Consider the following 13,190-nt stretch of genomic DNA (forward strand, 5'->3'; position numbering starts at 1 on the left):
CAAGGTTATCTGGAAAGGTCTTCAGGCTTTTCGAACAGTGTTTGAGTCGTATTCCTTTTTACTGTAATTTTTTTCTATTGCAGTGATACAGGATTAGACCCCAGGGACCTTATGAGCAGAAAAGCTGTTTAAAATCCGCTGTTTGGGTGGAAATAACGGCATCTGAGTCCGTTACATGTTCCAGAAGCAGCTTGATGTGCAAATAACGGCAATAGGGTCCGTTAGCCCCCATGCATGAGTCTCAACCTTCTGACGGGGTTATTCTGACGAAATTGTTTTGACACAGTTGTTTTGACGCAGTTGTTTGACGGGGTCATTCTGACCGAGTTTCTTAACGCAGTTATTTTGGCAAGCACTGATGATGACGTCGCCGCTTATTCCGTATACAAAAAAGCACCCGAAAGCCTTCAACGGCCTTCAGGTGCTCTTCATCTTTTCATTTCAACATCTACCGTAGCTTAAATTGTAATGATATTCGTTACGTCACGTACGGATTCTGCCGATTTATCCAGTGCGGCCTTCTCTTCAGAAGTCAGCTCCAGTTCAAAAATCTTCTCAATCCCGCCAGCACCTAGCCGTGTAGGAACACCCATGAACAGGTCCTCGTAGCCGTATTCCCCTTCCAACAGGGCAATGACCGGAAGGATCCGTTTCTTGTCCTTGAGGATCGCTTCTGTCATCTGCACAAGCGAAGCCGCTGGCGCGTAGTAGGCGCTGCCGTTACCCAGCAGACTGACGATCTCACCACCACCCACACGGGTACGATGCACGATCGCTTCAATGCGTTCCGCAGGAATGAGCGTTTCGATAGGGATGCCGCCGACACTGGAGTACCGTACCAACGGCACCATATCATCGCCATGGCCGCCAAGTACAACGCCGCGTACATCTTCTACAGAGACGTTAAGCTCCTCGGCGATAAAAGTACAGTAACGTGCGGTATCCAGCACACCGGATTGTCCGATGACGCGATTTTTCGAGAATCCCAGGGTCTTATAAGCCACATAAGTCATGGCATCCACAGGATTGCTCAGAATAATTACGATGGATTCCGGGGCTACACGCTTCACATTTTCACATACTGATTTCACGATCCCGGCGTTGGTGTTGACCAGATCATCGCGGCTCATACCCGGCTTGCGGGCAATCCCTGCTGTTATGATCACAATGTCAGAATCCGCAGCATCTTCATAACTCGATGTACCGGTAATCTGACTATCAAACTTCTGCACAGGACTGGCTTCCATCATATCAAGTGCCTTGCCTTTAGTTGGATTCTCAAGCTGGGGAATATCAAGCAGCACCACATCGCCAAGCTCCTTCTGAGCCAGCATAAGTGCTGTCGTAGCACCGGTGAACCCGGCGCCCACGATTGTAATTTTATACCGTTTGATAGCCACCATTTATCCTCCTAGAACGGTCTTGACGGGACAGCCGGACGAATTCGTCCAAAACTGTCACCGGCAGCACTCTTACATGTGGTTGATAACTTCGTCGGCGAACGCGGAGCATTTCAGCTCAGTAGCACCTTCCATCAAACGGGCAAAGTCATAGGTAACTGTCTTATTGTTGATCGCAGTCTCCATACCTTTGTAGATCAGATCCGCAGCTTCCTGCCAGCCGAGGTGCTCAAGCAGCATAACGCCGGAAAGGATAACGGAACCTGGGTTCACAACGTCTTTGTCTGCATATTTAGGAGCTGTACCATGTGTCGCTTCGAAAATGGCATGTCCAGTCACGTAGTTGATGTTCGCTCCAGGAGCGATACCAATACCGCCGATTTGCGCAGCCAATGCATCGGACAGGTAGTCACCGTTCAGGTTCAGCGTTGCAATAACGTCGAAGTCCGTAGGACGCGTCAACACTTGTTGCAGCGCGATGTCTGCAATAGCATCCTTGATGATGATTTTACCAGCAGCTTCGGCTTCCTTCTGTGCAGCATTCGCAGCAGCTTCGCCGTCGCGCTCTTTGATAACATCGTATTGGTTCCAAGTAAATACTTTATCGCCGAACTCCTGTTCAGCTACTTCGTAGCCCCAGTTCTTGAAGGCACCTTCCGTGAACTTCATGATGTTACCTTTATGCACCAGCGTAACGCTCTTGCGTCCGTGCTTGATTGCATACTCTACAGCTGCACGAACCAGACGCTTGGAGCCTTCGGAGGATACTGGCTTGATACCGATACCGGAGGTTTCTGGGAAACGGATCTTGTTCACGCCCATTTCTTGCTGCAAGAACTCAATCACTTTCTTAACCGCTTCAGAACCTTCCTGATACTCGATTCCAGCGTAGATATCTTCTGTATTTTCACGGAAAATAACCATGTCTACCAGTTCAGGACGTTTTACAGGGGAAGGAACGCCGTCAAAATAACGCACTGGACGCAGACACACATACAGATCCAGTTCTTGGCGCAGAGCCACGTTCAGGGAACGAATACCGCCACCGATTGGCGTCGTAAGTGGACCCTTGATCGCTACGATATATTCGCGGATTGCTTCCAGTGTATCGTTCGGCAGCCATTCACCATATGTATTGAAGGCTTTCTCACCGGCAAATACTTCGTACCAGGCAATCTGCTTCGAACCGCCGTAAGCCTTAGCTACTGCAGCATCGAGTACTCGTTTGGAGGCTTTCCAAATGTCACGGCCAGTACCGTCGCCTTCAATGAATGGAATGATTGGCGTATTCGGAACAACCAGCTTGCCGTCCTCTATCGTAATTTGCTCGCCCTCTGTCGGCAGTTCGTATTTTTCCAGTTTCAACATTTGTGTGTACTCCTCCCAGTATTTTGTGATTTGAATCATATACTTTTAAATTACGGCGCGTACGCTTGGCTCTAATTCTACTAAAAGAGAGGAGCGGCCTGCAAGGCCGCCCTATTATCTTTCATCGACCGGAACGTAAGTCTGCTCCAAAAGACCCGTGTACTCTGCACGCGGACGGATCAGACGATTATCCTCGTATTGCTCCAGGATATGCGCTGTCCATCCCGAGGTCCGACTGATGGCAAAAATCGGTGTGAACAGTTCACGCTCAATGCCCAGCTGGGTATAAACGGATGCGGAATAGAAATCGACATTGGGCTTCAGGCCCTTCTCGCCGGTAATCAATTCCTCAATCTTCACGGACATTTCGTACAGTTCTGTTGTACCTTTCATAGTTCCAAGCTCCCGCGACATCTTCATCAGGTGCTTGGCGCGAGGATCTCCGTTCTTGTAGACACGGTGCCCGAAGCCCATGATTTTCTCCCGGCGCTCCAGCTTACCGCGCACATAAGGCTCTACGGATTCAATACTGCCGATTTCCTCCAGCATCTTCATAACGGCTTCGTTCGCACCACCATGCAGTGGACCTTTCAGGGCACCGATGGCGGAGGTAACGCCAGAATAGATATCGGAAAGTGTTGCTACAGTCACACGGCTGGCAAAGGTGGACGCGTTCAGCTCATGGTCGGCATGCAGCACGAGCGCAGTGTCCAGCGCTTTGACAGAAATCTCATCCGGGTCCTGGCCCCGAAGCATATACAGGAAGTTCTCGGCGATCGAGACACCTTCCTTCGGCGCTATAGGCTCCAGTCCTTTGCGAATACGTGACAGCGCAGCAACGAGAGTCGGGATCTGTGCTTGCAGCTTCACAGCCTTGATCCGATTGGCTTCACGACTCATATCTTCTGCTGACTCATCATATAGAGCGAGGCTTGAGACTGCTGTCCGCAGTGCAGCCATTGTGCTCACATCTTTGGGATACAGCTTCATTTGGGCAATTACCTGCTCCGGAACCGGTGCGAATGCACTAAGGTCACGCTGCAACACCTGCAGCTCAGCGGAAGTCGGCAGTTTACCATACCACAGCAAAAAAGCGGTTTCTTCGAAAGAAGCATGTTCCGCAAGATCGTCAATATCGTACCCGCGGTACGTGAGCACACCATCCACAATCGAGCTGATAGAAGAAGTGGTTGCAACAATGCCTTCCAGGCCTTTGGTAGCTGTCATAGTACATCTCTCCTTTGCTAACAAGGGTATAAATGCCAAGAGGATTCATGAAAACATTTACAATTTGAAGGATTAAAACATTGGGTAATAAAGACATTAAAAACGATCATATACGGAGAACGGAGAAGACTCGAAGTACATCATATAATCATCATAACGGATTTTGACGGTTATGTGAACAACATGGGAGCTCTCCCGTGTATCAAATGATTTTATCGGAGAGATAGAAAAATAAAAATGAAATACTGTTTCATGATCACGCCTTCAGTGTATGAGAACGCTTCCGAATCCTCTTTATCTGCTGTTCATCTGCTATTTATAGTCTTAATCGTCTGCCTATGAATATACATAGTACGAGCATTCCCATCCTGCAAGGTCTCTCTTGCGTCAGAGGAAAGGAGGTAACAACATATGGACCGTCTGGTGCTAAAAAGAGTGCTGCGCGGCCTGTGGGTCGTCCTGGCTGCCGTCATCCTGGTGCTGGCCACCTATGTACTGCTTCCCCTTCTCTATCCTCTGCTGCTGGCTTGGCTGCTCGCCTATATCATGCACCCGCTGGTACTTCTGCTTAAGGATCTAAGGCTTCCCAGTTGGCTCGCTGTCTCACTCTCCCTGCTATTCTATATTGGAGGCACCGCCCTGGTCCTGACCGCGCTGATTACTCGGCTCGTGAAGGAGTTGATCGTGCTGCTGCAGACCTTCAATCTACATACCGACCAGTGGCGGGAACTGCTGCTGTCCTGGAGCCGCAACGCCAGTATTCAGAATATTATTAACCAGATCAATCAGTTCTATCAGGACAATCCCGGCTATCACGCCACCATCGACAGCAACATCAGTCGTACTACCGAAACAGTCGGTTATGCCGTGACCCAACTCGTGACAGGGTTCTTCAACACCATTCTGAAACTGATCTCTGCCCTGCCCAGCGTCGGCACCATTACCGTTGTGGTGGTCCTCGCTGCGTTCTTTCTCAGTACCAGTTGGGAGCGGCATAATGGTCGAATGACCAAATGGCTGCCTGCGCCACTGCTCAAGCCGGTCTCGGATATTTGGCAGGATCTGCGAAAAGCGTTGTTTGGCTATATCCGGGCCCAATTCATCCTGATCTCTATCACCGCAGTCATTGTCATTGCCGGGCTACTAGTGCTGGGCGTGAAGTCGGCGTTCGCCATCGGCCTCATGATCGGTATTGTCGATCTGCTTCCTTATCTCGGTGTGGGCATCGTCATGATCCCCTGGTTGGTCTATTCTTACATGACCGGCAATCTGGCACTCGGCATCGGCCTGTCCGTGCTCTACGGGATCATTCTCATAACCCGCCAGGTGCTGGAGCCGAAGGTCCTTGCCAGCAGTGTCGGGCTTGATCCGCTCGCCATGCTGATCGGCATGTTCGCCGGCCTTCAGTTGTTTGGCATGCTGGGACTCATACTCGGCCCTGTCCTCCTTGTGACGCTGAATGCGTTCAATCGAGCCGGCGTTTTTCACGTATTGCATAACTATATTGTCAGCGGCCGGCTCCGGTGAACACTAGTTGTAGCAGGCTGATGTCCCCAGCACATGCGAGTTATGACTACAGGCCTGCTTCGGCGAATGTAAGTAGTCGCAGGAGTGTGCAAAGTAAGTGGTGAAGATGAAGGGATGGCTATAAGAGTTGGGAGATGGCGATGGCGATAAAGATGATGATATGAGTCCGAGCAGAGACGAAAGACGAAGAATGAGATACCGTTTCCGTTACTTAATCCGGTCTCCCTTGCAGAAGAGGAGGAATGGTGAGGAAAGAGAGATGAGCATGGAGATCGGGGATGCAGATTGGAGATTGTGATCGGGCGCCTACAAAAAGGCGAAGAATTTATAACAATAATTTCCGAAATATAATTAACGGCATTTTTGTACCTTAAATATTTTGTTACTATAAGTTTGGTGGAAATTAAAGGCAATATTGTACCTTAATTCTTCCAGAATAGACCCTTTCAGCATGATTTCCCGAAAATAAGATACAATAATGACCTTATTTCCCTCATTTACGTATTTTATAGAAAAATAAGGTACAAAAATGCTCTTATTTGAGAGTTTGGGCCATTTTCGCTGTTAAAAGTAGAGGTATTGGGGATGCGAAATGCGAAATATGCTCTTTTGTAAAATAAACTTCCGCATCCTAAAAAAAGGACCCCGTTCTTCCACAATTCTGGAGGATGAGGTCCTTTTGCACGCACAAAGATTCATTTTATGAGTGGTACAAAATTGCACATCTCCCCCCACGTTCATTCCCCTTCTTTTACGAAAGGAATTGAGCGCGGAAAAATGCGTCACTTTACACAAAATGAACGTACACTTACGGACCATGCGTTTTTCTCCGCACAGTCCGTCAGGTTTAGCCGATTATCGGCGGTAATACGTGAAGTTGCCGTTCTTCATTTTTTTCTCAATCCAGCGCAGGAGATAGGTCCGATATAACGGCCGGGTCAACGGAAACACCAAGGTAAAGCCAATCACATCGGTGACGAAGCCCGGCAGAATCAACATCAGTCCGCCGAAAAAAATACATAAGCCATCCAGCATGGTGCGGCCGGGAACACGTCCCTCCTCCACATGCTGTTTGCTGTCCTGCAGCACTTTCTTTCCTTCAAAACGCATCATTAAAAGCCCGATTACTGAGGTTGTCAGCATCAGTAGCAATGTTTTGGGTGCGCCGAGAAAATTTGCAACATAGATGAACCCGAATAATTCCACGGCTGGGATAATAAATAATGCAGCCCATAGCCATTTGTTCCTCATCATACTGATCTCCCCTTTTCCCGCAGCGTCCCTGTAATCGCGTGATACAGCTCCGGAAGGGCTCTGTCCAGCCTTGTAGGCTTCCAATCCCGGTTCAGCCAGACATGGCTTGTAGAGCCTGTAACTAGCAGTTCTCCGGGCGGATCACCCGCATAAAGCGGTGCGGTCATCCCTGCATAAACGTCAGGATCACCGACAGAATTACGCCCTTCCTCAGGCAGCCGCCGTATTTCATATTCGTAGACGACTCTCAGCTGTGAAAAGGTCGTCAGGCGCGCATATACAAGGATAAGATCATCATATCGCGCCGGACTTTTAAATTGCAAATCTGCAGAGGTGACGGGAAGCAGCACCCCTCTATCTTCAAGATCGCGGTACGTAAAGCCAAGCTGGCGAAACATCTCCGTACGGCCGGTCTCGAACCAGTTCAAATAATTGGCATGGTAGACCACGCGCATTTGATCAGTTTCCTGATAACGGACACGAAAAACCGTTCCGTACCAAGGGCTGGATGTTCCCAGATCACGTGAAGCCATAAGGAAATGCTCCTCTCTCTATTTTATAAAATGATGATGCCTCTAGGCTCCAAGCCCCTTTGCAGGCATATTAATTCTCCGCCGCGCACTCCGCGACACATAGATAAGCAAAGCTGCGCCTGCAGCCGAACTGAGCATACAAGCCACATTCATCGCCATGACCCCGCCCTGGTTCAACAAGAATCCATTCAACAGGTTGCCAACGATGCCGGCAAATCCGGAGAAAACCATGCTGAACACACTTTGGCCCGTAGCCTGCATGTCCGCCGACGTAATCTGTGATACATATTCCACCGCCGAGATATAGAACAGACCAAACGACAACCCGTGCAGTACCTGAACGCCGATCATTACAGACGGATATGGAAATGCCACCTGAATACCCCAGCGCAGCACATAAATTAGCGCCCCGATCAGCAGTGTGCGTTCCCGGCCCAGCTTGCGGATCACCTTGGAGGCATAGAGCATGGACGGCACATTGGTGAACGAAGCAATAAATAAGGCAATGCCCGCAGCGCTGGTAGAGCCGCCGACCGTTTTAAAAGCAAGCACGAAATAGGTTCCGAACGCAGCCATCGTCTGATTGACAAGAAAGCTGCCGCCAAGAAAGGCCAAAAATACCCGGTTACCCAGCAGCTTGCGCACTCCTTGAGAGAAGGATTGATTCATCACGTGATTCTCTTCAGCTTGCTTCGGCAGTGTCAGCGCAATCAGGACCGCCACCAAATTGAACAGCATAAACGGCAGCCAGATCGTCGACACGGAGAACGCTGTGATGTATCTGCCGCCCAGATACCCGCCTACAGCAGCTCCAATGCTCAACATGAGACGAATGCTCCCATAGCTTGATCCTGTCCTGTTCGCCGCCGCAATGGCGTAAGAATCGGCGATAGGGGCCTGTGTGGAGGAGAATATCGTCGCAATCGTATATACCAGGAGCAGCACGAAGAAGTACTTGGATTGGTAAAAGACTGCCAGTACCGCCGGTACCGCTACACTTAGGATAAGCACAAGCCGTGTCTGGTTATACCGGTCGGATATAATGCCCCACATCGGCTGGATCACAATGGCGATCAAGGTACCGGTAGCCATCAGCATGCCGATCTGACTGCTATCGAGCCCGTTATGGACAAGCAGCAGCGTGAGGTACGAGCCGAATGAGCCGCCAGCCAGTCCCAGGAAGAGATAAAAGCTGCGCAGCTTCAAAAGTTTTTCCATGTATGCCAAAAGTCCTCTCCATCCTATTTTTAACGGAACACCCATGCCTCATATTTCATTGGTGCATTAGATACAACAGAATCGATGGAGGTGGTGAATCTATGAATCCCAGCATTTCTGTCAAGCGCCATCAGCCCTGTATTACGGATAAAATCAATACATCACGAGCCCGCAGCGCCGGATTCGGCTGGACCTCCAGTAACTGGAGCGGATATGCGCTCAGCGGTAAAAGAGGCGCCTATCACCGAATTTCCGGTGAATGGGTGGTTCCCTTCGTCAAGCCCTCCGCCCGTTCAGCCTATTCGTCTGCCTGGATTGGCATTGATGGATTCGGGAACAGCAACCTGATTCAGACCGGGACAGGTCATACCTTCGAGAACGGCAAAGCTCACTATTATGCCTGGTGGGAAATCCTGCCGGCCTTTGAAACTATTATTCCGCTTCCGGTATCACCCGGTGATGTCATGCAGGCCAGCATCGTCAAGATCAGCCGCACCAAATGGTGCATCACACTCCGTAATCTCAGCAAGAAGTGGACCTTTCGGACACACCAGTGCTACACCGGTCCGCAAAGCTCCGCCGAATGGATTCTGGAAGCCCCACAGGTTAACGGACGAATCACATCCATCGCCTGTGTAAGCCGGGTTCCCTTCATTCGGTGCCGAATCAACGGCAGACGGGCAAAGCTCACATCAGCCCAGGGCGGAATTATGGTCCAGAACAAGATCACAGTTGCTATCCCCTCCTGCCCCAGCGCCTGCGGCGGCGCTTTTAGCGTCAGAAGAGTCTACCGGCACAAAAGCCCAGCCACCTGTATCAGCACTCCCGTTCGATCTCGCTCCATTCCTAGACACCAGCCCCACTAGAATACCACAAATTACAGGAATCCGGACGTGAAAATAACCCCATGGAAATGGGGTTATACTGCTGAAAAAAAAGCAATGGTGCATGCACCATTGCTTTTTAACATGGATCAACCTGCGGTAGGGACAAACCCCATACAGCTTATTAGTTAGGAATTTGGCTTACTTTAACCAGGTTTGTGGAACCGGAACGGCCCAGTGGAATACCAGCAGTAATCACGACGAGGTCGCCGCCTTGTACCAGACCGGAATCCTTACCACCTTTAAGTGCTGTTTCAAGCAGCTCATCCGTAGAAGTTGCTACTTGTCCGTAAACCGGTGTTACGCCCCATACCAGAGACAATTGACGCATAGTTCTCTCTTGCGTTGTCACGGCAATGATTGGTGCTTTTGGACGGTATTTGGATACTACACGCGCAGTATGACCAGTTACCGTGGAAGAAATGATTGCTTTAGCGTTCAGGTCCAGTGCGGAGATCGCAACGGATTGGCTGATCGCTTCAGTTACAGTCGTTTCTTGTGCAAATTGTTGTTTATTGAAGATTTCACGGTAATCCAGCGCGGATTCCGCTTTCTCAGCAATGCGGGACATAGTCAGTACAGATTCAACTGGATATTTCCCTGCAGCAGTTTCGCCGGACAGCATGATTGCATCGGTTCCGTCGAAGATTGCGTTCGCTACGTCACTCGCTTCAGCACGGGTAGGACGCGGGTTACGTTGCATGGAATCCAACATTTGGGTAGCTGTGATAACTGGTTTGCCAGCCACGTTGCACTTTTTGATCATCAATTTTTGAGCCAATGGCACATCTTCAGCAGGAATTTCCACACCAAGGTCACCACGTGCAACCATCAGGCCGTCGGAAACTGCCAAAATTTCATCAAGGTTATCAACACCTTGTTGGTTTTCGATCTTGGAAATGATTTGGATGTGGGAAGCATTGTGCTTCTCAAGCAACTCGCGAATTTCCTGAACGTCGCTAGCTTTGCGAACGAAGGAAGCGGCGATAAAATCAATGTCCTGTTCGATCCCAAAAATGATATCGTTGGTGTCTTTTTCCGTAATACCTGGCAACGAGATAGCAACTCCAGGCACGTTAACGCCTTTCTTGCTCTTAATCGTTCCGCCGTTGACAATACGGGTCTTGATTTCTGTGCCTTGAATGTCGACAACAGTCAGGCCGATCAGGCCGTCGTCGATCAGAATCGTGGAGCCTACTTGAACATCGTTAGGAAGTTCGCTGTATGTGATAGAGATACGGTTTTGGTTACCCAAGATTTCTTCCGTAGTCAATGTCAGATACTCGTCTTGTACCAGTTCAATAGGTTCTACTTCCAGCTTGCCTGTGCGAATCTCCGGTCCTTTGGTATCGAGCAGGATTGCAACCGTTTTGTTCAGTTCCGCAGATGCCTGACGGATGGTTTTAATCCGGTTTCCGTGCTCTTCGAAATCGCCGTGGGAGAAGTTCAGACGGGCTACATTCATACCAGCCAAAATCAATTTTTTGATATTCTCCAACGATTCACTAGCAGGACCGATCGTACATACAATTTTACTTTTCCGCATTAGGTTTTCCTCCGTTTTTTCGTTCTCTCTGTCTCACTTTTTCCAACTACAAAATCTACTATAAGGCTTGTGATTTGAATAGGAACTTTATCACATGCACCTTTCACTTCGCCCTTATGAATATTACTGCAACTTAGACACAAAATCAATGTTCCAGCGTCTTTTTGCTGTAATTCTACGTCGAATTTTCAGAAAATGCCCACAAAATAAAAATAATCCCGGCATCACACCAGGATTATTTCGATGGTATAAAATGGTTAATAGAAACTTCCAGCATTGGGATGCCCCAAAACTATAATATGTCGGAAAGTGCAAATAAACAGCAGGCGATTACTCCTTGCTAAGCACTTCTTCTTCCAGTACCAATTGCTCTTGCTGACCCTCGGAAAACTCACCGATTTTGCGGAACTTGCGATAGCGATCCTCTTTTAGCTCGCAACGATCAAGGTCCGACAACTGCTGCAAATGCCGCCACAGCGCTACCTTGATTGCTTCTGCTGTTGCCTCGTAGTCCCGGTGCGCTCCGCCCTTCGGCTCAGGCACAATTTCCTCGATGACTTCCATGGCGAGCAAATCATCCGCTGTAATCTTCATCGCTTCAGCTGCCATATCTGCCTTGGATGCATCTTTCCACAGAATGGATGCCGCACCATTCGGCGAGATCGCCGAATAGATGGCATGCTCCAGCATTAGAACGCGATTCCCAACAGCCAGCGCCAATGCACCGCCACTGCCGCCTTCACCGATGACCACACAGATTACAGGAACGCCTAGCTGGGACATTTCCAGCAAATTACGGGCAATCGCTTCGGACTGGCCTCTTTCCTCAGCGGTATTGCCGGGATAAGCACCTTTCGTATCTACGAAGGTGATGATCGGACGCTTGAACTTGTCCGCCTGCTTCATGAGCCGCAGCGCCTTGCGGAAGCCCTCTGGGTGGGCACTGCCGAAGAAGCGCTGAATATTGTCCTTCGTGTCCTTCCCGCGCTGCTGTCCCACTACTGTCACTGGCAAGCCGTTCAACTTGGCGATCCCGCCTACAACAGCCAGATCATCACCGAACATCCGGTCACCGTGCAGTTCGATGAAATCCGTAAAGATCAGATTGATCAGATCCAGCGAAGTCGGCCGGCCGTGGTGCCGGGCCAGATGCATTTTTTGGGATGGAGAAATATTGGAATACACTTCATTCTCCAGCACCCGGTAACGCTCTTCCAAACGTGCTACCTCATCGCTGAAATCGATGCCCTTCTCTTCACCAAACTGCTTCAGTTCAGCGATTTTTTTACGCATTTCAACCAGGGGCAATTCAAAAGGCAACTCTCCTGCCACCTAAATTCCCCCTTTCGCATTATGCAGATCGAGCAGCTTGGAAAGTGTGGCACGCATTTCCTTGCGGTGTACCACCAGATCCAGCTGGCCGTGCTGCAGGTTAAACTCTGCCGTCTGGAAATCTTCCGGCAGCTTCTGGCGGATCGTCTGCTCAATTACAATCCGTCCGGCAAAGCCGAAGACAGCTCCCGGCTCCGCTATAATAATATCGCCAAGGCTGGCAAAACTCGCGGATACACCACCGGTTGTAGGGTCTGTGATAACAGAAATGTACAACCCTCCGACCTCGCTAAAGCGAGCCAGTGCGGCGCTAGTCTTCGCCATCTGCATCAGACTGAGAATACTCTCCTGCATCCGCGCACCACCAGAGGTCGAGAAGATCAACAGCGGAAGCTTCCGCTCCGTCGCTTCTTCAATAGCGCGAGTAATTTTCTCTCCGACAACCGAACCCATACTTCCGGTGAAGAACTCGAAATTCATCACTGCTACAATGACAGGTTGGCCTTCAATCGATCCCTGACCTGTAATTACAGCATCGGGCTGTCCCGTTTTTAGCTGCTGTTGCTCCAGCTTGGTGGCGTAACCTGGAAATTCCAGCGGATCTACAGATGTCATCTCGCTGTCAAACTCAATAAACCCTTCCGGGTCAAGTGTAATTGCTACACGCTCAGAGGCGTTCAGTCGCATATGGTACCCGCAGGACGGGCAGACCTTGAGGTTCTTCTCCAGTTCCTTGCTATACTGGATCGTGCCGCACTTGCTGCACTTGCTCATCAGTCCTTCAGGAATCTCCCGTTTAGGGCGTTCGCCTTCCACCGGGCCGCCACTTCGCTCCAGACGCTCTGAAGGAATCGTCGCGTACTTCCGTTTTTTCTGAAATAAATCTTTGAACAAGGGTCGC

The 13,190-nt window shown here is 49.8% G+C and carries 11 protein-coding genes; 2 read left to right on the plus strand and 9 right to left on the minus strand.

The annotated features are described in order from the left end of the window. Positions 1 to 458: 458 nt before the first annotated feature. From mdh to citZ, 3 genes are all read right to left on the minus strand, one after another. Positions 459 to 1,400 (minus strand): malate dehydrogenase, encoded by a 942-nt coding sequence (gene mdh / locus AC3Y23_RS20475; protein ID WP_379202439.1) that lies wholly within the window; start codon positions 1,398 to 1,400, stop codon positions 459 to 461. 72 nt (positions 1,401 to 1,472) lie between these two features. After that, entirely contained in the window at positions 1,473 to 2,768 is a 1,296-nt protein-coding gene (icd, locus tag AC3Y23_RS20480; RefSeq protein ID WP_379202441.1) for an NADP-dependent isocitrate dehydrogenase, read from the minus strand. Between the two features lie 114 nt (positions 2,769 to 2,882). Continuing rightward, on the minus strand, positions 2,883 to 3,995 hold the full coding sequence (gene citZ, locus AC3Y23_RS20485; protein WP_379202443.1) for a citrate synthase: 1,113 nt from the start codon (positions 3,993 to 3,995) through the stop codon (positions 2,883 to 2,885). A gap of 411 nt (positions 3,996 to 4,406) precedes the next feature. Between citZ and ytvI the strand changes: the two genes are divergently transcribed. Continuing rightward, positions 4,407 to 5,522 (plus strand): sporulation integral membrane protein YtvI, encoded by a 1,116-nt coding sequence (ytvI, locus tag AC3Y23_RS20490; protein WP_379202445.1) that lies wholly within the window; start codon positions 4,407 to 4,409, stop codon positions 5,520 to 5,522. 855 nt (positions 5,523 to 6,377) lie between these two features. On the opposite strand, the gene AC3Y23_RS20495 is transcribed toward ytvI, so the two are convergent. Genes AC3Y23_RS20495 through AC3Y23_RS20505 form a run of 3 tightly spaced genes read right to left on the minus strand, consistent with a single transcriptional unit; the run spans position 6,378 to position 8,527 of the window. Then, positions 6,378 to 6,776 carry an FxsA family protein gene (locus AC3Y23_RS20495; RefSeq protein ID WP_379202447.1) on the minus strand — a complete coding sequence of 133 codons (399 nt, stop codon included), beginning with the start codon at positions 6,774 to 6,776 and terminating at the stop codon, positions 6,378 to 6,380. Continuing rightward, the gene (locus AC3Y23_RS20500; RefSeq protein ID WP_379202449.1) at positions 6,773 to 7,309 is read right to left on the minus strand and encodes an acyl-CoA thioesterase; all 537 of its coding nucleotides are present in this window, start codon (positions 7,307 to 7,309) and stop codon (positions 6,773 to 6,775) included. The genes AC3Y23_RS20495 and AC3Y23_RS20500 overlap by 4 nt, the downstream gene beginning before the upstream one ends. Before the next feature lie 42 nt (positions 7,310 to 7,351). Continuing rightward, complete coding sequence (locus AC3Y23_RS20505) at positions 7,352 to 8,527, minus strand: MFS transporter (RefSeq protein ID WP_379202451.1); 1,176 nt, start codon at positions 8,525 to 8,527, stop codon at positions 7,352 to 7,354. Positions 8,528 to 8,628: 101 nt separating this feature from the next. Between AC3Y23_RS20505 and AC3Y23_RS20510 the strand changes: the two genes are divergently transcribed. Further along, positions 8,629 to 9,393, plus strand: coding sequence for a G1 family glutamic endopeptidase (locus AC3Y23_RS20510; protein ID WP_379202453.1), 765 nt, complete (start codon positions 8,629 to 8,631; stop codon positions 9,391 to 9,393). A gap of 142 nt (positions 9,394 to 9,535) precedes the next feature. On the opposite strand, the gene pyk is transcribed toward AC3Y23_RS20510, so the two are convergent. The 3 genes from pyk to accD all read right to left on the minus strand — a co-directional run bounded on the left by pyk (position 9,536) and on the right by accD (position 13,183). Further along, positions 9,536 to 10,957, minus strand: coding sequence for a pyruvate kinase (gene pyk / locus AC3Y23_RS20515; protein ID WP_379202455.1), 1,422 nt, complete (start codon positions 10,955 to 10,957; stop codon positions 9,536 to 9,538). Positions 10,958 to 11,287: 330 nt separating this feature from the next. Next, positions 11,288 to 12,289: an acetyl-CoA carboxylase carboxyltransferase subunit alpha gene (locus AC3Y23_RS20520; protein WP_379202457.1), complete on the minus strand. Its 1,002-nt coding sequence runs from the start codon at positions 12,287 to 12,289 to the stop codon at positions 11,288 to 11,290. Then, entirely contained in the window at positions 12,290 to 13,183 is an 894-nt protein-coding gene (gene accD, locus AC3Y23_RS20525) for an acetyl-CoA carboxylase, carboxyltransferase subunit beta (protein WP_379202459.1), read from the minus strand. Between the last annotated feature and the right edge of the window lie 7 nt (positions 13,184 to 13,190).

The sequence above is a fragment of the Paenibacillus sp. MAHUQ-45 genome, from assembly GCF_058133325.1.

Excerpts from the sequence above, each read along its gene's own strand:
- icd (WP_379202441.1), bottom strand. The coding sequence starts at position 2,768 with ATGTTGAAACTGGAAAAATACGAACTGCCGACAGAGGGCGAGCAAATT.
- citZ (WP_379202443.1), bottom strand. The coding sequence starts at position 3,995 with ATGACAGCTACCAAAGGCCTGGAAGGCATTGTTGCAACCACTTCTTCT.
- ytvI (WP_379202445.1), top strand. The coding sequence starts at position 4,407 with ATGGACCGTCTGGTGCTAAAAAGAGTGCTGCGCGGCCTGTGGGTCGTC.
- AC3Y23_RS20495 (WP_379202447.1), bottom strand. The coding sequence starts at position 6,776 with ATGATGAGGAACAAATGGCTATGGGCTGCATTATTTATTATCCCAGCC.
- AC3Y23_RS20500 (WP_379202449.1), bottom strand. The coding sequence starts at position 7,309 with ATGGCTTCACGTGATCTGGGAACATCCAGCCCTTGGTACGGAACGGTT.
- AC3Y23_RS20505 (WP_379202451.1), bottom strand. The coding sequence starts at position 8,527 with ATGGAAAAACTTTTGAAGCTGCGCAGCTTTTATCTCTTCCTGGGACTG.
- AC3Y23_RS20510 (WP_379202453.1), top strand. The coding sequence starts at position 8,629 with ATGAATCCCAGCATTTCTGTCAAGCGCCATCAGCCCTGTATTACGGAT.
- pyk (WP_379202455.1), bottom strand. The coding sequence starts at position 10,957 with ATGCGGAAAAGTAAAATTGTATGTACGATCGGTCCTGCTAGTGAATCG.